Below are 18,106 nucleotides of genomic sequence, written 5' to 3' on the forward strand. Positions count from 1 at the left end.
TTGATCAGCATGCTACTGGGCGAAACTCGCTGATGCGTGGGTTCAATTTGCTGCTGATGTTGGGTGGCTTGCTCAGTGTTTCCGTGATGGTCATCGTCACGCCGCTGAGCCTCAGCGGACAGCTGGCCTTTGGTGTTGGCAGCGTAATTTTCGGCGCGTTTCTCAACCGGCGCATCAAGAGCAGTTGGGTGTCATATGCGCTGATCGTGATCTCAGTGCTGACCACGGTGCGCTATCTGTTCTGGCGGGTGACTGAAACCCTGCCGCTGGGCGCAGGTTTCAGCTGGCTGGATCGAGTGATGGCGGCGGGATTGTTAGGCGCCGAGCTCTACGCCCTGGCCATTCTCGTGCTGGGTTACTTCCAGATCATTGCACCGCGCCGGCGAAAACCGCTCAAACTGCCGGACGATCCCGGTCTATGGCCCACGGTGGATGTGTTTATCCCCACCTACAACGAGCCGCTCAGTGTGGTGCGCCCGACAGTTCTGGCTGCGCTGAAAATGGATTGGCCGGAAGACAAAATCAAGGTCTACGTTCTGGATGACGGGCGCCGTGACGAGTTCGCCGCCTTTTGCGCCGAAGTTGGTGCCGAGCATGTCATCCGCAGCGACAACAAACATGCCAAGGCTGGCAATATCAACGCGGCGCTGAAAAACACCCGCGGCGAGCTCATCGCCATCTTTGATTGCGATCACATTCCGACGCGGTCTTTTCTGCAGTTGACCGTGGGCACCATGGTTGACGACCCGAAGGTGTCGCTGGTGCAGACCCCACACCATTTCTTCTCACCCGACCCCTTCGAGCGCAACCTCGACTTGTTTCGCAAGGCCCCTAACGAGGGCGAGTTGTTTTACGGGCTGTTACAGGATGGCAATGATTACTGGGGCGCGACGTTTTTCTGCGGGTCCTGTGCCCTGCTGCGGCGCACCGCGCTTGAACAGGTTGGTGGCATTGCCATCGAAACGGTCACCGAGGATGCGCACACCTCGCTAAAAATGCATTCGCGCGGTTGGAAGAGCGCTTACATCAATATCCCGCAGGCTGCGGGTTTGGCTACGGAGTCCCTGTCGGCACACATCGGTCAGCGTATTCGCTGGGCGCGCGGTATGGCGCAGATCTTCCGCCGTGATAATCCGATGCTGATGCGGGGCCTCAAGCTTGGTCAACGCCTGTGTTACACCAACGCCATGCTGCATTTTTTCTATGGCATTCCGCGTTTGATCTTCCTCACCTCGCCGTTGGCGTACCTGCTGCTGGATGCCAAGGTGATTGCCGGCAACGGCTTGATGATTGCGGCGTTTGCCCTGCCTCACCTGTTCATGGCCACGATGACCAATTCGCGCATCCAGGGGCCTTACCGGCACTCGTTCTGGGCCGAGGTGTACGAGACCGTGCTGGCCGTATTCATCATCATTCCAACCACGCTGGCCTTGATCAATCCGAAGCTCGGCAGTTTCAATGTCACGGCGAAAGGCGGGGTGATTGATCGGGATTATTTTGATGCCGATATCGCCAAACCGTATCTGTTTCTGTTCGGGATGAGCATCCTCGGCATGTTGGTGGGCTTATGGCGCATGCTGCGACCTGAGGCCGAAGTGGAAACCCTGCTGCTCAATATGGGTTGGACGGTATACAACCTGATCATTCTTGGCGCGGCATTGCGGGTGGCTTCAGAAAGCCAGCAGCGGCGTGAGCAAGTGCGCATCGAGACCCAGGTGCCGGCACTGCTGCGCATGCGTGGCGCCGATGACGATGCGGTGGTTGAGGTCGGCGAAACGTCTGATCTGTCGCTCGGCGGCACCGCGTTTACCAATCTTGGATTGCTCGACTTGCAGCGTGGTGATGAGGTCGAGATCGCGCTGCTGCCAGAGCGACGCATGTTGTGGCTGCCGGCCACCGTACGGCGCCTGGACGATGACGGCGTTGCTTTGCAATTCCATGATCTGAACATCGAAGAGCAGAGTTTTCTGGTCTATGTAATTTTCGGCCGTGCGGATGCGTGGTTGAATTGGCGCAATCGCGAAAACCGCGATCGGCCGCTCAAGGCCTTGGCCGAGGTCGCCAGTTTCGGACTCGAAGGCGGGCGTATTTTTGTGCGCACGCTGATCCAGAGTCTTGTTTCCTTCGTCCGGTTCAGAACAACATGAAATTAGCCAACACGATTCTGATCGCAGCCGCCGTGGCGCTGAGCGGGCCCGCTTGGGCGCAGCACGATGACGGCGCTGTACCGGTTGCCCGGCCCGATGATGCTGCGCGTCACTTCACCCTTGAGGATATGGGGGCCCAGGCGCCGCTGCGTTTGCGCACGGCCCACGCGCAATATTCGTTGCCCTTCGCAGTGCGCAATGATCAGCTGGTAAAGGATGCCGAGTTGGCGGTGAGTTACCGTGCCTCACCGATGCTGTCCGCCGCCCGCAGTCAGGTCAACGTGTACCTCAACGACGAAATCGTTCAAAGCTGGCGGCTGGAGAGTGATGCAGCAGGTGGCGAGACACGTCGTTTTCGTATCGACCCGACCCTGTTCGTGGTCTTCAATCAGCTGCGTTTCGAGTTCATCGGCAAATTTGCCGCACAGGCCGAAGGAGAGTGCGAGGATCCGCTGAGTGCGGCCTTGTGGCTGGAGATCAGCCAGCACAGCCAGCTGGATCTGTCCCTGTCGCAGCTGCCTTTGCCTCTGGACCTGCGCCATCTGCCCGCGCCGTTTTTTGATGCTGCGGATCCGCGCCGGGTGCGTTTACCGGTCAGCTTGCCGCCCTCACCGTCCAATGAAGTGGTGGATGCCGCACTGGTTGTGGCGTCGTGGTTCGGTGCTCAGGCGGATTACCGCGGTGCAGAATTCCCGGTTTTTCTGGGGCGTTTGCCCGAGCGCGGGCCGGCCATTGTGTTGCGCAGTTCTGCTCAGCAGTTTCCCGAGTTGGGCCTGGCGCCGCCGGGGCCGCGTCCTCGTGTGGATTTAATGGCCCATCCTCAGATGCCCGCCACCAGCTTGCTGGTGATCAGTGCGCTCGACGCCCGGCAGGTTGCAGATGCCGCGCGTGCACTGGTTTACGGCTATGCCGGGCTGTCCGGCAGCAGTGCCGAATTGCAAACCGTTAGCTTGCCTGCGCCGCGGGGGCTGAATGATTCGCCGCGATGGCTGCAGCCGGTGGCTGGCGAGCTGGATCTGACCCCGCTGATGGCCGGTGCTTTGACCGCCCGCGGCCTTTCGGCTGGCCCGATTGACGTGGAATTTCGACTGCCGCCCGATCTGTTCTTCCTGAACAGCGCATCACCGACACTCAAGTTTGATTACCGCGCGTCCATGGTCGCGGTCGACAGCGGCTCAACGCTGAGCGCCATACTCAACGGACAGTTTGCAGACCAGCTCCGGCTGGAACGTCCTTTTGGCGGCTCTGCCGTGGATGCGCGTATGGGCTTGCCGGCCAGCCAGTTCACCCACCGCAACCGGCTCGACTGGCAGTTCAATTTCGTTAAAAACACGGAGCGCGCCTGTCAGGCTTACGCACAGGCCCAGTGGGAGGGGTCTATCGATCAGCAAGCGCGCATCGATTTGCCGCGCACCGCTTACTACGCGCGCATGCCGGATCTGCATTTGCTGCGTGACGGCGGCTTTCCGTTCACCCGCTTCGCCGATGGCAGCCAGACCGCATTCGTGCTGCCGGCCACCGCTGACGAGCAAGATCTGAGCGCCGCGCTGAGTCTGGCCGGCTACCTGGGGCGCGAGGGTGGCCTGCCCTTGCTGCGTATCGCCAGCTACCGCGACAGCTCAAATTTGAGCGAGCTTGACCGCGACCTGCTGGTCATCGGCAAAGCGCACAGTTTGCCGTCGCTTAAGGTTTGGGCCGAGCGGATGCCGCTCAGCTTCAATGCCGATGATGTGCTCATGCGTCGTGATTCCTGGGTTGAGCGTTTCCAGGCCTGGATGGACGAGCGTGACCTGGACGGCGCACGTCAGCACGCGGGCGAGGTGGCCTTGCGCGCGGGGCGTGATCTTGCAGCACTGATGGCTTTTGAATCGCCACATTTTGCCGGGCGCAGCATCGTCGTGCTGGCCGGTGGGGCTGATGCCGATCTGCCAGCGGCTGCATCCGCCCTGATCGAACCCGGGCGTTCCCAGTACATACGTGGCGATCTGGCGCTGTTCAACGGCGATCAGGTCAGTGGTTACGACCTTGGCCCTCGCTACGCGGTTGGTCAGCTGCCATGGGATTACCGTGTGCTGACCTGGTTGCGCGCGCATCCTTACATCATCGTGCCGCTGCTGCTGCTGGCCGTGCTGCTGTTCATCATTGTGGTGCGGGCCAGTCTGGCTGCGCGTGATTCGGCACGCTAGGGACGGTCATGTCTGCGATTCGTGCCATATACCTGACGCTGGGTTTGCTGATGTTCAGCTTTACGGCGCAGGCGCAATGGCCGCTGTGGTCGGCTTTCAAAGCCGGTTTTGTGCAGGACGATGGCCGTGTGGTGGATTGGACAGGCGATGGTCGCACGGTCTCTGAAGGCCAGGCCTACGCCCTGTTCTTCGCCTTGGTCGCCGGTGATCGAGAGCAGTTTGGGCGCATCCTGACCTGGTTGGAAAACAATCTGGCCAACGGTGATTTATCGACCCATCTGCCGGCCTGGGTGTGGGGGCGTGATGCCGAGACTGACAACTGGCGCGTGCTGGATGCCAACTCGGCCAGCGATGCGGACATGTTTATCGCCTACAGCCTGCTTGAAGCCGGTAGGCTGTGGAAGGTGCCGAGCTACACAGAGCTGGGGCGCAAGGTTCTGGATCAGCTATCTACCCAGTGTATTCGTACGCTGGAGGCGCAAACGGTTTTGCTGCCGGCGCCCAACGGGTTCTTGACCAGCACCGGCGTACGTTTGAATCCGAGTTATCTGCCGTTGTTCCAGATGCGCCGGTTTGCGCTGCTGGATCAACGCTGGAATGACATCGCGCAGCATGCCGTTGCCATGATCGCAGCCGGTTCGCCGCGCGGTTTGCCACCTGACTGGGTTGAAGTCACAGCGCAGGGTTTTCGTCCTGACGCACAGACCGGCACCCTGGGCAGTTACGATGCGATCCGGGTCTACCTGTGGGCTGCCATGCAGATTCCGGATGACCCGATATCACAAGACTTGCTCGCCGTGATGACGCCTGTTGTGCGTTATCTCAGGCCGCTTGGCTACATGCCGGAGCGCTGGGATGTTGCGACCGGCTGGAAAGACGGTATCGGCCCGCCAGGATTTGATGCCGTCATGGCCATGTTCAGCGAAGCGGCGGGCGCGCGCAGCCTCAGCAAACGATTCGACCAGCGCGTGGCAGCCGTGCGCCAGGGTGAAATGCTGGGTCAGCCCGCGCGCTACTATGACCAGGTTCTGGCCTTGTTCGCCGAAGGCTATCGGTACAAGCGCTTTCGCTTTAACCAACGGGGTGAATTGGTACTGCCATGAAATGGCCGCTTGTGACTTTGCTCGCCGCCATGCTGTGGCAGATGGCCTCACCGGTGTTCGCTCAGAGCAACGACCCGGCTGTTGAGGCTTTGGCCGAACGGGCGCGGCAGTGGCAGGAACGCGGGCGAGAAGGTTTGGCCATCGAAACCTGGTTGCGCGTGTTGGCCGTGGATGCCGAAAACGAAGAGGCCCTGGCGCGCTTGACCCTGCTGTATGCCCAAACTGGGCAGCACGCCGATGCACAGCGGATGCGTGTGCGGCTGGAAAGCGTCAATCCGGCGTCGCGTTTTCTCGATCAGGCGGCCAGCGAGCGCGCCCGTGAGCGGGCTCAGACCGACGCGCTGTCGCGTGCCCGTGCCGCCGCACGTGCGGGGCGCTATGAGCAGGCCGCGATCGCCTATCGTGAAGCGTTCCCACAGCCGCCCGGCGACGACGCGCTGAAGATTGAGTATTACCAGGGCCTGGCTGGTGATCCGCAGTACCGGCGCGAGGCGATCGATGCACTGCAAGGTATGGCCGTTCAGCAGCCAGACAATCTCGCACTGCGCATGAGTCTGGCCCGCTTGCAAACCTACGAGCCGCGCTGGCGCCGCCAGGGCATCCGGGATTTGCTGGAACTCGCCCCAACTGCCGTCGATCCGGTGGCGTTGCAGCAGGCCAGCAAACAGGCGCTGTTGTGGCTCGAGCTGACACCCGCTGACGCCAGTCTGTTGCGCCGCTACCTCGCGGTTTGGCCGGATGATGCGGAGGTGGCAGCCAAACTGGCTTCTTTGAACACGTTGCAGCAACGTCAGCGCGTGGCCGAAATCGATCAGGCCACAGTCCAGGGTTACACCCTGCTTGAGCGTGGCCAGGCGCGCCAGGCTCAAACGTATTTCGAGCAACTGGCGCAGCGCTATCCGGACAGTGGCATTCCGCTGGCCGGCCAGGGTATGGCGGCGCTCAGTCTGCAACAGCACGAGCAGGCCGCGCAGCTTCTCCAGCGTGCGCTTGAACGTGCGCCCTCGCGCGCGGCCCAGTGGCGTCCGGCCTTGCGTGAGGCGCAGTTCTACAATCGCTACAACGCGGCCGAGAATGCTCGCCAGGGGCAGAATCAGGCCTTGGCTCTGCGTTTATACGCTGATGCCTTCGCCGCGCCGCCGGCACAGTTCGATCCGCTGCTGCGCCTGCCGTATGCGCTTGCTTTACGCGACCAGGGGCAGCTTGAGGAGGCCGGCGCCCAGCTCCGGCAGGTTCTCGCAGCGCGTCCGGACAACCTGGACGCCAACCGTCTGCAAGCGCAGATTCTGGTGGCGCAAGGGCGCCTGAGCGAGGCCGAGCGGCTGGTTGCCAGCGGCCATGAAGACCTGCAGGCCGTGTTGCGCCCGGCCCAGGCTGCCGAATTGCGCCGGCGTGCCAGTGCAGCACTCAGCGGCGGGGCCGCTTCCACGGCCAAGACAGATTTGCAGCGCGCGATCACTCTGGCGCCGGGCGATCCGTGGCTGCGCCTGGACCTGTTCCGCGTGATGCGTCAGCTTGGCCAGGATGATCAGGCGCAAGAGGTACTGAGCACCCTGCAACGTGATGCCCGCCGTGACCCTCAGGCGCGGCTTGCGGTGGCCTTCATGCAGGCTGAACTGCAACAGTGGCTTGCGGTGCTTGTGGGCCTGCAAGACTTGCCGACAGAGGCGATTTCGCCAGATGCGCGCGCCTTGCAGAGGCGCGCATGGGTTGAGTACCACATCGCCAAAGCACGTGCGGCGCACGCCGCAGGCCTGCTACAGGTGGCCGATGCTGCGCTATCCGCCGCCGCGCGTGAGGCCGGTCAGGAACGCGCCTTCGCAGCGTCCTTGGCCGCAGCCTGGGCACAACTGGGTGATGCTGCACGGGCCATGGCCTATATGCGTCAGGCCCTGGATCGCCCTTCGCCCGGCCTGGATGAGCAATTGCAATATGCCGGGTTGCTGCTCAGCCTGAATCAGGGCGCTGAATTTGAGGCCCAGGCCAACAGCTTGCTGAGTGCCCCATTATCAGCCACGCAGGCGGAACAGCTGGAAACCTTGATAGCCGGCTATCGCATCAGTCTGGCCGACCGTGCCCGCCAACGTGGCGACCTGGCCGCTGCGTATGAGCTGTTGCGCGACGTGGTCGAGCGCCGCCCCGAAGATGTGGCCGTGATGCAGGCGCTGGCCCGTGTGTTTGTCGACGCCGGTGATGGACCGGCCGCACAAGCCCTGTTCGATAAGGCCTTGCTCGCCGACCCCGAGAACATCGATGCTCTGGCCGGCAGCGTACAAGCGGCCCTGCTACGCGCAGATGAGGCCGCGGCCCAGCAGGGTTTGCGTCGTTTGAAGCGCCTTAACGAGCGCGACCCGCGCTACTTTGCATTGCAGGGTCAATTGGCTGAACGGCGCGGTGAGAGTGGGCTGGCCTTGCATTTCGCTCAGCTTGAGCGTGCTGCACAAGGTTCTCCACGGGCGATGCAAGAGCTTCAAGCGCCACGTTTGCGCATGATTCAGGGTGCTAACGAGGCCTCGCTTGATGGCGCCGCGTGGGCGCCACCTCTGCGTCCGCGCCCGTCAGCGTTCTCGGTGCCGCAGGCCGCGCCGGGTAGCCCGTTTGCGGCACTGAGCGCGATCAGCATCTTGCGTCTTGATGGTGCGCCCAGCTTGCGTACAGGCCAGGGGCAAGACAGCGGTATCTCGCGCCAAGTGCCGGGCACGGCGTTGCGCTTGGCGCCGAATTTAAGCCCGGCGTTTGGTGCGCCGATGCCGGCGACGGTCGATGACAGTGATGCGCCGCTGGATCTGCGCATCGCGCGCTTGCGGAGCCAGACCACCAATCAGATTCAGGCCCGGGTGCGGGCCCGCGTGCGCGAGGGTGAAGCGGGTTTGTCGCGGCTGGCTGAAACCGGCGTGGACTTTCGCTATGTGGGCCACGCGCGGCGTGCGGGCCAGGGCTTTGTTGCCGTTTCCCCGGTGTTTCTGAGTGCCGGCGATCTGGCAGGTGAGCAACGCGAGAGATCAGGCACATTGGCCCTGATCGGCGGTGGCGAGGCTGACAGCATTGGTGTGTCGGAATCCGGCTTGAGTGTTGCACTCGGCTATCGCCTGGGTGAGTTGTCAGCCAGCATCGGCACCACCCCCTTGGGCTTTCCCGAGGAACGGTTGATGGGGCGTGTTGATTGGCGCCCACAGGGTGACATCTGGCAGGGCCATATCGGTATGGGGCGTGAGCCGCTGACCGACAGCTTGCTGTCCTATGCCGGTCTGCGTGATGAACTGCTCGGATTGAATTGGGGGGGCATGAGCCGCTCGGCTCTGGAACTGGGGCTGACCCGTGATACCGAGCAGGGCGGGCTGTATGCCGAACTGCGCATGGGCCAGATTGATGGGCGCAATGTGGACGAAAACACCACGGCAGACTTCAGTGGCGGGGTCTACCTGCACAATCGGCTGTCCGCTCAGGCCAAAGTGACTTACGGTTTCAACATCACCGCCCTGCACTTCGACAAGAACCAGCGTCATTTCAGTTTTGGCCATGGGGGTTACTTCAGCCCGCAGTTCTTCCTTGCGGCGGTGCTGCCGGTGGAGCTTTCGGGCAGCTGGCGCGACGTGAGCTACCGAATAAACACGGCGGTTGGTTTCCAGACTTTTCGTGAAGATGGTGCGGCCTGGTTCCCTTCAAGCGCGGTGCTTCAGGATGAGCTGGATGCACTGATCCTGGCCGAGCCCGGGCGTGATCTGGCTTCGGGCTATGGCGGCGGCGACACCTCCGGCATCAGCTATCTGGTCAGCGCGGAACTCGGCCGTCCGATCAGCGATCACCTCGCGCTGACCGGGCGTTTTTCATTGGACAACGCGCGTGATTTTCGTGAATACCAGCTTACGGCCGGTCTGAGCTATTACTTTGCCGGTGGACTCGGGCGCCAGGCCCGCACTGGTCGCGCATTTCAGCAAGGGGCAGCCTGGGCATGGTGAAGCGATTGCATTTGAAGCTACGCCTCGGCCTTGCGGCCCTGTTGTTGGCTTGGGGCGGCGGCACCACGGCGCAGGATGCGCTGGTTGATGAGCTGGTCGTCGGGCGCTCGCTGGATCAGGCCATTCGTGCCCTTGAGGGCGAATTGTCACGCAATCCGTTTGATCCGGTTACGCTCAACAATCTGGCGGTTCGTCAGGCCGATGCCGGCAACTACAGCGAAGCCTTGGCCTTGCTTGAGCGGGCGCACCGGCTGGCGCCCACGCATTTGATGATTGAGAGCAACCTGCGTGATTTGCGCGACTGGAATCAGGGCCGGCTCCCGGCTGAGCCTGCGACACGCCGGGTGACGCGTGACTTCGATCAACGCTGGCCTGATGTACCGCCGCTGTGGCCCGCGCCTCAGCGCTGAAAGCCGTCCGGTTCGCTTTCCGCGGCCAGCTGAAAACCCAGGATATCGCTGCCATCGCGTAGCGGCACCACCATCACCAGGGTGGAGACGCTGCCCGGTGTTGTGCTTGAGGATGCTGGGCGAACGCTGGCAAGGCCGGTGGCATCCAGGGTTTCATCGCACAGGTTGGCAATGATCACCTCATAGAGGTTGAAGCGTGCATTGATGGCTGTGAACTGGCCGCTGAGCGTGCAATCGTCAATGGTGCGGCCGCCAAAACCGCCCTCGCTGTTGATCGCAATGCTGATGTTCTCACGCCCGAAGGCATCCAGGTCACGCCATTCCCCTGCCACGATGCCATGGCCCGCAGGGCGCTCGTACCAGGCGTCTTGATAATCGCCATCCACCGTCGCGTCGATGCCCTCGCCTGACAGCGTGCCGAGCAGATGTTCTTCGTCCTGGATCAGCACATCCAGCACCGCCGGTCGCACGCGGCGCTCGAATTCCGGTTCCTCGGGCAGCTCATCTTCGGGGGTGTCTTCGTCCGGGATGACTTCGACGGTGTCGACCCACAAGACATTGGCGCGGCGCACGCCGCTGTCCAGACTGGTCACGAAGCGGCCGCTGATGAATTCATCGGCGTTGTCGCCCAAGCGGTAGGCAACAATGCGGTTATCGGCACCGGCATCCTGCTCTTCGCCGAACATGAAAATCCATTGCGAGTCACCGTCTCCGGCGCGAATGGCGGTGCGGAAAATGCCGCCATTGGCAACTTGGTTGCCATCAAAGTCAGGTCGGCTGATGGCGTCGGTTTGCGAGCCGCAACCTCCCATGAGCAGCACGCCGCTGATCATCATGGCCACCCATGCCACGCGCAAAGTGTTCATTGGCTGCGTTCCTGGGTGATTTTCCAGCCGCCCGCTGTTTGGCGCAGGGTCAGTTGCTTGCGCACGGTATCGCTGTAGCGCGCCGATTGATAGCGCTGGGTCATGCTGACTCGAACACTGTTGTCGCTTAACGTCTGAGTGCTGAAATCGCTCAGTTGAATACGCCGAGAGGCGTCTGGCCGGACACGGGCGCGTCGCTGTGCCATCCACTGCGCGTGCGTGGTGTTCTGGTCAGGGCGAAAGTCATCGGCGTAATGCGCCAGATAGGCCTGTACGCGGCCAGCCTGCCAATCGCTGCGCCACGCTTCGATGGTGCTCATGGCCGCCGCGGGGCCCTGACTGGGAAGGCGAGGTGTGATGGCGCTGGTGGTAACCGGTGTTTGCCCCATGCCAGCATGCAGGCGGGCCAGGTTGTCATGGGCGGGCGCGTAGCCGGGATGGCGCTGCACCAGCTCACGCAGAACCCGCAGGGCATCGTCCTGGCGCTGCATTTGGGTGAGCACAACGGCCAGATTGTTGGCCGGCTCGGGCGAGCCTGGATAGCGCGCTGTAAGCGCTTCGAAGATTGCAGCTGCGCCATCGGGGCGCTGTAGCTTGGCCAGGGTCACACCCTTGAGAAACAGCACTGAAGCATTGTGTGGATCATCGGCCAGTTGTTGCTCGCACAGCAACAGGGCATTGGCAAAATCGCCCTGTGCGATGCGTTGCTCGATGGCACTGGGGGAGGCGTTCGCCGTCGTGACGGCAAGACTCAATGCAAGCAGCGCGACCCATGCAGAGAACTGTTTCATGCCTGCATTATACGGTTGGCGACGCATTGCGGGGCTGCTCACACTACGTCAAGCAGGACCCGAGCCGCGACCGTGGTCAGCACCACCAGCCAGGCTGGTGTGCGCCATACCAGCAACATCACGAACCCCGCCGCGGCAATGGCAAAATCGCCATGCGTGAGCACGGCGGACGTCCACACCGGGTGGTACAAGGTCGCCGCCAGCAGGCCAACCACGGCCGCGTTCGCTCCGGCCATGGCCGGGTAAGCCAGACGATGTTGCCGCCACTGGTTCCAGAAGGGCATTACCCCGACCAGCAGTAATAGCCCGGGAACAAAGATGCCCAGCAAAGCCACGGTTGCACCGCTCAGGCCACCCAGCGGCGTGCCGACTGCGCCCAGATAGGCCGCGAAGGTGAACAACGGGCCGGGGACGGCCTGCGCCGCGCCATATCCGGCCAGGAAAGCATCCTCGCCGACCCAGCCACTGTCGACCACCTGGGCTTCCAGCAGTGGCAGAACCACATGGCCACCGCCAAACACCATGGCTCCGGCGCGATAGAACGCATCGAAGAGCTGAGCGCCCGGCGACACACCGCCCAGATAGGCTGTTGGCAAACCCAGCAGCAGGATGACAAAGGTCGCAAGACAGCATGCGCCGACGCCGCGTGAGACCCGGTAGGACGGCGCGGCGGCCTCTTGCGGGGCGGATGGCGAGCAGCACAGCAGTCCCAGGGTCGCGCCCATGGCGATCACCGCCAGTTGGGTTGCGGCACTGGCCAACAGCGTGACCAGCACCAGCGCTGCCAGCGCGATCGCAGCCCGGCTGCGGTCCGGGCAAAGCTTTTGCGCCATACCCCACAGCGCATGTGCGACAACCACCACGGCGACAAGCTTCAAACCATGCAGTGCGCTTTGCGCCATGGGGCTGTCCATCTGGCTAGCGAGGCTGGCGAAAAAGACCAGCAGTGCCGCAGACGGCAAGGTGAACGCAGTCCAGGCGGCAAGACCGCCTGGCAGGCCTGCCCGTTGCATGCCCAACGCAAACCCGACCTGACTGCTGGCCGGGCCCGGCAGGAATTGGCACAGTGCAATCAACTCGGCATAGGCGGCTTCGCTCAGCCAGCGGCGTCGCTCGACGAATTCGCTGTGAAAATAACCCAGGTGCGCAATCGGGCCGCCAAATGCTGTCAGCCCGAGTTTGAGAAAGGCGCTAAAAACCTCGAGTACGGACCCGCTCTGGTCTGGACGCGTCATTCTGGTTCCAATTCGATGCGAAGATTCGGCACAGCCTGGCGAGGCGTGAGGCGAAGTCTGCCACCGTTTGATTGTCCAGGGCCAGATTGAATTTTGCGGGCGGCGCGGGTGCTTGCGCGCTTTGCCATACGCTAGCGTATGTGTCATGATGCGACGCACCAATACGAATCCGTATGGACAGTGAAAAACTCGCTTAACGCAGAAGATTGGGCGCAAGCCGCCCTCGACGCGATTGCCGAAGGTGGTATCGAAGCGGTCGCGGTGGAGCCGCTTGCGCGTAAGCTCGGCGTGACCAAAGGCAGTTTTTACTGGCATTTCCAGAACCGCGATGCCTTGCTGCAGGCCGCCCTCAAGGCCTGGGAAGCGCAGGAAACCACCGAGGTGGTGCGTCAGGTGGCGCATATCGATGACCCGCGCCAGCGCCTTCAGCAGGTATTCCGGGTGGCCAATTCGGGCTTGCGCAACGGGCGCCTGACCGGTGTTTTCGCTGCCGCCTCATCCGATCCGCGGGTTGGCCCCGTAGTAGAACGTGTGGCCAAGAAAAGACTCGAATTCTTATATGAGTGCTATGCGGCACTCGGATTTGCGCCGGAGGAGGCGCGGCGTTGGGCCATGTTTGCCTACGCCACTTTCATGGGCACGTTGCAGCTGCGCAGTGATGATCCCAATGCATTGCCGCGCGGTCGTGCCCTCAACGAGTACGTACGTCTGTGCATGGAAAGTCTGATTCCTGCCGACGTCGAAACGGTGCGGCGTAGCGCATAAACCGCTCGCTGCAACCCCGCAAAGGAGATTCCCATGATGACCCTTGTTGCAGTTTTGTCCGCCATCGCCCTGTTCTGGGTCCTGGCATTCCGTGGTTCCCGCCTGTGGCTGTGGACACTGGCCGCATTTGCCTATGTCGGTGCGCTTTATCAAACCGCTTTGATCGGCCCCACGGCGGCTCTGTGGACGCTGGCGGTGCTGGTCCCGCTGGCGCTGCTGTTCAATCTGCGCGCCCTGCGCCGCAGTGTGATCACCAAGCCCCTCTTCAAAGCCTTCAAGGCTGTCCTGCCGGACATGACCGACACCGAGCGCGAAGCGCTGGAAGCCGGTGATGTGTGGTGGGAGGGTGAGATGTTCCGTGGCAAGCCCGACTGGGCCAAGCTGATGAACTTCAAGCGCACGACCCTGAGCGAGGAGGAACAAAGCTTCCTCGACAATGAAACCGAAACCCTGTGCGCCATGCTTGATGACTGGCAGGTCGGCCGCGACAAGGACCTGCCGCCGCAAGTCTGGTCCTACATGCGCGAGCACAAGTTCTTTGCCATGCTGATTTCCAAGGACTGGGGTGGTCTGGGCTTCTCCGCCTACGCCCAGTCCTGTGTGGTGACCAAGATCGCAACCCGCTCGCTGGTGGCCTCGGTCACCGTCATGGTGCCCAACTCGCTCGGCCCGGGTGAGCTGCTCATGCACTACGGCACGCGTCAGCAGAAACAGGACATGCTGCCCAAGCTGGCCTCCGGTGAATGGCTGCCCTGCTTTGGTCTGACTGGCCCGGAAGCGGGCTCGGACGCCGGTGCCATCCCCGACACCGGGGTGGTGTGCATGGGCGAGTATCAGGGCGAGCAGGTGCTGGGCATGCGCCTGAACTTCTCCAAGCGCTATATCACGCTGGCGCCCGTTTCCGACGTGGTTGGTCTGGCGATCAAGCTGTTCGACCCGGACGGCCTGCTCGGCGATAAATCCAAGCTTGAGTACGGCATTACCTGCGTGCTGCTGCCATCGGACAATCCGGGGGTGGAGATCGGGCGCCGCCACAATCCTTGCCACACGCCGTTTATGAACGGCCCGATCAACGGCAAGGATGTGTTCGTCCCCATCGATTTCATCATCGGTGGCCAAGCCAACGCCGGCAAGGGCTGGCGCATGCTGGTCGAATGCCTGTCCGCGGGACGCGGCATCTCCTTGCCAGCGCTGGCCGCGGCGGCGTCCAAGGCCGCTTACCGGGCCACCGGGGCCTACGCCAACATCCGTCGTCAGTTCAAAACGCCGATTGGCAAGTTCGAAGGCGTGCAGGAGGCTTCGGCCCGTATCGCTGGCCTGACCTACAAGCTGGAGGCGACGCGCAGCGTCACCGCATCGGCGGTGGACCATTGTTCGCCCTCGGTGGTCACAGCGATTGCCAAGTACCACATGACCAGCATGATGCGTACGCTGCTGACCGATGCCATGGACATCCATGGCGGTCGTGGCGTGATGGCCGGGCCGAAGAACTATCTGCAGTCGGCCTACCAGGCCATACCCATCGCCATCACGGTGGAAGGCGCCAACATACTGACCCGCAATCTGATGATCTTCGGGCAGGGTGCGATCCGTTGCCATCCCTATGTGTTCCCGGAGATGGAGGCGGCGCGTGAGGATGACCTGCACGAGTTCGATCATCTGCTGTGGAGCCACATCGGCTTTTCCGTCAACCGGGGTGTGCGCGCACTGACCCTGGGTCTGACCGGCGGCCGTCTGGCGTCCAGTCCGGTGGATGGGCCGAGCCGGCGCTACTTCCAGCAGCTTGAACGCATGTCGGCAGCCCTGGCATTCACTTCGGATGTGACCATGGCCGTGCTCGGCGGCGAGCTCAAGCGCAAGGAACGCCTGTCGGCCCGGCTGGGCGATGTGCTGTCGCAGCTGTACATGGCCTCGGCAACGCTCAAGTACTTCCATGATGAAGGCGCTCAGGATGAGGACCTGCCTTACATGCAGTGGGTGCTGGACGATGCGCTGGCGGAGATTGACAAGGCGTTTGACGAGTTCTTCAGCAATTTCCCCAATCGCGCGGTCGCCGGCCTGTTGCGTTGGGTGGCCTTCCCGCTGGGGCGCAGCCACAAGCCGGTGGCGGACGAGATTTCCGCGAAGATTGCCGAGCACATGCTCAGCCCCGGTGCACTGCGTGATCGTCTGACCAGCGAGCTGTATCTCAACCGCAGCGAGGATGATCCGATCGGCAGCCTGGAGCTGACGCTGGACAAACTGCTCGCCATCGAGCCGTTGTACAACCGGTTCAGCAAAGCGGTGGCCAAGGACATTGGCCCGCTCAACTTCACCCTGGAGCAGCAGCTCAAGGCCTGTGTGGACAAGCAGATCATCACCCCGCAGGAAGCCGAGCAGATCGCCGAGTACGACCGTCTGCGGGTCGAGGCCATTCTGGTAGATGCCTTCGATCACGAGCTGGAAGAGGTCAGCCGCTGGCAGGTGCTGGACGACGAGCAACGCAGCAAGGCGGCCTAACGGCACGCCATGAAAGGCCGTCGCCCACGGCGCTGGGCGATGGCCTTTGGCTTCAGGTCATGACGTAGGCGCGGGTCACGATCAGCACCAGCGGTGGCTGGGTAATCAAGGCCAGAGCGTCGTAAAGACTCAAGGCATCGCGTTGATAGCGCGCGCTGAGTTCTCGCGCCACCAGGTGCAGCAGCATGTGGCTGGCAATCACCACGCCGATGAACAACATCAGCACGCCGCTGTGGTTCAGCTTCAGTGCCAGGCCATGGCTGGCTTCGAAGTGGTGCATGAAAATCCACGCCCCAATCAGGGTCTGTAGCGGCAGGATCAGCGCGCCGAAGCGTTCGGCCCGTGGCAACAGCGGCAGCAGGGCGCCGGCTATGAACAGCACATTGAGCAGCGCGTGCCAGTCCGGTCTGCTCAGGTCCGCGGCATCACCAACGCCGGCCAGCACTGTGGGCGCCAGCAAGGGCTGCGGAAACACGCAGTACAGGAACACAATCACCAGCAGGGTGCGTGCCGCCGGCAGATAAACGTGTTCGGCCAGGGTGTCGGCGACGCCATGCAGGTTGCGATGCACCCAGGACTCCACCGGAATCAGTGCGGTGGCACCCAGTGCGAGCAGAATCAGACCAAGCAACATGGGCCGAGTGTATCCTGAGTGTCATAGGCTTTGATTACAATGATCGGCTGAATCAATAAAGAGGTGCATGTGAAAGTCACCGTATTTGGCACGGGCTATGTCGGCCTGGTATCCGGAACCTGTCTTGCCGAGATGGGCCATGAAGTGATCTGCGTGGACGTGGATCAGGACAAGATTGATGGCCTGAATGCCGGGCGCATCCCGATTTACGAGCCAGGGCTTGAGCCCATGGTGGTGCGCAACCATCGGCTGGGGACTTTGCAGTTCACCACCGATGCCGAATCTGCGGTGCAGGCGGGCGAGGTGATTTTCATCGCTGTGGGCACCCCGCCGGACGAAGATGGCTCTGCCGATCTGCAGTACGTTCTGGCGGTCGCGCGCACCATCGGTCAGCACATGCAGTCGCACAAGACCGTGGTCGACAAATCCACCGTGCCGGTTGGCACCGCCGACAAAGTGCGAGCCGCTATCACCCAGGAGCTTGCCGCGCGCGACGCCCAAATCGGCTTTGATGTGGTTTCCAACCCTGAATTCCTCAAGGAAGGCGCGGCGATCGAGGACTTCATGAAGCCCGACCGCATCGTGGTCGGAGTGGATTCCAAGGCCGCCGGCGAGGTCATGCGCAATCTGTATGCGCCGTTTGCCCGCACCAAGGACAAACTGATCGTCATGGACATCCGCTCCGCCGAGCTGACCAAGTACGCGGCCAATGCCCTGCTTGCGACCAAGATCAGTTTCATGAATGAAATCGCCAACCTGGCCGAGCGCGTGGGTGCCGATGTGGAAGCCGTGCGCCGTGGCATCGGCTCGGATCCGCGTATCGGCTATCAGTTCATCTTTCCCGGCTGCGGATACGGTGGTTCCTGCTTTCCCAAGGATGTTCAGGCGCTGGAGCGCACCGCGCGGGCCAATGCGTACGAAGCGCGCATCCTGAGTGCTGTTGAGGCCACCAATGCCGAGCAGAAGAAAGTACTGTTCAGCAAATTGTCAGGCCATTTCGGCGGTGATCTGGCAGGTAAGCGCATTGCGGTCTGGGGTTTGTCGTTCAAACCCAACACCGATGACATGCGCGAAGCGCCCAGTCGCACTCTGATGGAGGCTGTGTGGCAGGCCGGTGGCAGCGTGCAGGCGTTTGATCCGGAAGCGATGGAGGAAACCCGTCGCATTTATGGCCAGCGTGATGATCTGACCCTGTGCGACAGCGCTATCGAAGCCCTGACGGACGCCGATGCCTTGGTGATCTGCACCGAGTGGTCACAATTCCGCACCGCCAACTTCAAGCAGTTGAAGAGCCATCTCAAAGGTCGCGTGGTGGTGGATGGGCGCAATCTCTGGGTGCCCGAGGAACTCGCTCGCGAAGGGTTTTACTACTATGCCATCGGGCGGCCGGTGGTAGAGCCGGTTGCTGGCAGCTAACCGATTGCGCCGCCGATTATTGGCGGTGTCCTCCGCGTCGCGCCTTGGCGGCGCGATGCCCTTGCAGACTTCCTCTTGGTGGGGCCCGGCTTGAC

At 62.3% G+C, this 18,106-nt stretch carries 12 protein-coding genes; 8 read left to right on the forward strand and 4 right to left on the reverse strand.

Going from position 1 to position 18,106, the window contains the following annotated elements:
- The first annotated feature begins 32 nt into the window (after positions 1–32).
- The 5 genes from bcsA to ATO7_RS07230 are packed head-to-tail and all read left to right on the forward strand — an operon-like array spanning position 33 to position 9,805.
- A complete protein-coding gene (gene bcsA / locus ATO7_RS07210; RefSeq protein ID WP_083561046.1) occupies positions 33–2,147 on the forward strand; it encodes a UDP-forming cellulose synthase catalytic subunit in 2,115 nt (704 codons plus the stop codon).
- The gene (locus ATO7_RS07215; protein WP_083560907.1) at positions 2,144–4,333 is read left to right on the forward strand and encodes a cellulose biosynthesis cyclic di-GMP-binding regulatory protein BcsB; all 2,190 of its coding nucleotides are present in this window, start codon (positions 2,144–2,146) and stop codon (positions 4,331–4,333) included. Before bcsA ends, ATO7_RS07215 begins: the two co-directional genes overlap by 4 nt.
- An 8-nt stretch (positions 4,334–4,341) precedes the next feature.
- Complete coding sequence (gene bcsZ, locus ATO7_RS07220; protein WP_083560909.1) at positions 4,342–5,436, forward strand: cellulose synthase complex periplasmic endoglucanase BcsZ; 1,095 nt, start codon at positions 4,342–4,344, stop codon at positions 5,434–5,436.
- Positions 5,433–9,395 carry a cellulose synthase subunit BcsC-related outer membrane protein gene (locus ATO7_RS07225; protein WP_083560911.1) on the forward strand — a complete coding sequence of 1,321 codons (3,963 nt, stop codon included), beginning with the start codon at positions 5,433–5,435 and terminating at the stop codon, positions 9,393–9,395. The genes bcsZ and ATO7_RS07225 overlap by 4 nt, the downstream gene beginning before the upstream one ends.
- Entirely contained in the window at positions 9,389–9,805 is a 417-nt protein-coding gene (locus ATO7_RS07230; protein ID WP_083560913.1) for a hypothetical protein, read from the forward strand. Before ATO7_RS07225 ends, ATO7_RS07230 begins: the two co-directional genes overlap by 7 nt.
- Here the strand turns inward: ATO7_RS07230 and ATO7_RS07235 are convergent.
- From ATO7_RS07235 to chrA, 3 genes are read right to left on the reverse strand one after another with little or no spacing between them, the layout of a single operon-like run.
- A complete protein-coding gene (locus ATO7_RS07235; protein WP_083560915.1) occupies positions 9,796–10,671 on the reverse strand; it encodes a hypothetical protein in 876 nt (291 codons plus the stop codon). The two genes, ATO7_RS07230 and ATO7_RS07235, sit on opposite strands and share 10 nt — an antisense overlap.
- Positions 10,668–11,462: a L,D-transpeptidase Cds6 family protein gene (locus ATO7_RS07240; protein ID WP_158523091.1), complete on the reverse strand. Its 795-nt coding sequence runs from the start codon at positions 11,460–11,462 to the stop codon at positions 10,668–10,670. Before ATO7_RS07240 ends, ATO7_RS07235 begins: the two co-directional genes overlap by 4 nt.
- Before the next feature lie 38 nt (positions 11,463–11,500).
- A complete protein-coding gene (gene chrA / locus ATO7_RS07245; RefSeq protein ID WP_083560918.1) occupies positions 11,501–12,697 on the reverse strand; it encodes a chromate efflux transporter in 1,197 nt (398 codons plus the stop codon).
- Positions 12,698–12,877: 180 nt separating this feature from the next.
- Here chrA and ATO7_RS07250 point away from each other — a divergent pair, with 180 nt between their 5' ends.
- Together ATO7_RS07250 and ATO7_RS07255 are read left to right on the forward strand one after the other, a co-directional pair.
- The gene (locus tag ATO7_RS07250) at positions 12,878–13,462 is read left to right on the forward strand and encodes a TetR/AcrR family transcriptional regulator (RefSeq protein ID WP_240499424.1); all 585 of its coding nucleotides are present in this window, start codon (positions 12,878–12,880) and stop codon (positions 13,460–13,462) included.
- A gap of 33 nt (positions 13,463–13,495) precedes the next feature.
- Positions 13,496–15,961, forward strand: coding sequence for an acyl-CoA dehydrogenase (locus ATO7_RS07255; RefSeq protein ID WP_083560922.1), 2,466 nt, complete (start codon positions 13,496–13,498; stop codon positions 15,959–15,961).
- 52 nt (positions 15,962–16,013) lie between these two features.
- Here the strand turns inward: ATO7_RS07255 and ATO7_RS07260 are convergent, their stop codons facing one another.
- Positions 16,014–16,595 carry a hypothetical protein gene (locus tag ATO7_RS07260; protein ID WP_083560923.1) on the reverse strand — a complete coding sequence of 194 codons (582 nt, stop codon included), beginning with the start codon at positions 16,593–16,595 and terminating at the stop codon, positions 16,014–16,016.
- A gap of 69 nt (positions 16,596–16,664) precedes the next feature.
- On the opposite strand from ATO7_RS07260, the gene ATO7_RS07265 reads away from it, so the two are divergent.
- On the forward strand, positions 16,665–18,011 hold the full coding sequence (locus ATO7_RS07265) for a UDP-glucose dehydrogenase family protein (RefSeq protein ID WP_083561047.1): 1,347 nt from the start codon (positions 16,665–16,667) through the stop codon (positions 18,009–18,011).
- Positions 18,012–18,106 lie beyond the last annotated feature (95 nt).

The organism is Oceanococcus atlanticus, from assembly GCF_002088235.1.
Taxonomy (GTDB): domain Bacteria; phylum Pseudomonadota; class Gammaproteobacteria; order Nevskiales; family Oceanococcaceae; genus Oceanococcus; species Oceanococcus atlanticus.

Coding starts and splice junctions, on each gene's coding strand:
- bcsA (WP_083561046.1), top strand. CDS start 33: ATGCGTGGGTTCAATTTGCTGCTGATGTTGGGTGGCTTGCTCAGTGTT.
- ATO7_RS07215 (WP_083560907.1), top strand. CDS start 2,144: ATGAAATTAGCCAACACGATTCTGATCGCAGCCGCCGTGGCGCTGAGC.
- bcsZ (WP_083560909.1), top strand. CDS start 4,342: ATGTCTGCGATTCGTGCCATATACCTGACGCTGGGTTTGCTGATGTTC.
- ATO7_RS07225 (WP_083560911.1), top strand. CDS start 5,433: ATGAAATGGCCGCTTGTGACTTTGCTCGCCGCCATGCTGTGGCAGATG.
- ATO7_RS07230 (WP_083560913.1), top strand. CDS start 9,389: ATGGTGAAGCGATTGCATTTGAAGCTACGCCTCGGCCTTGCGGCCCTG.
- ATO7_RS07235 (WP_083560915.1), bottom strand. CDS start 10,671: ATGAACACTTTGCGCGTGGCATGGGTGGCCATGATGATCAGCGGCGTG.
- ATO7_RS07240 (WP_158523091.1), bottom strand. CDS start 11,462: ATGAAACAGTTCTCTGCATGGGTCGCGCTGCTTGCATTGAGTCTTGCC.
- chrA (WP_083560918.1), bottom strand. CDS start 12,697: ATGACGCGTCCAGACCAGAGCGGGTCCGTACTCGAGGTTTTTAGCGCC.
- ATO7_RS07255 (WP_083560922.1), top strand. CDS start 13,496: ATGATGACCCTTGTTGCAGTTTTGTCCGCCATCGCCCTGTTCTGGGTC.
- ATO7_RS07260 (WP_083560923.1), bottom strand. CDS start 16,595: ATGTTGCTTGGTCTGATTCTGCTCGCACTGGGTGCCACCGCACTGATT.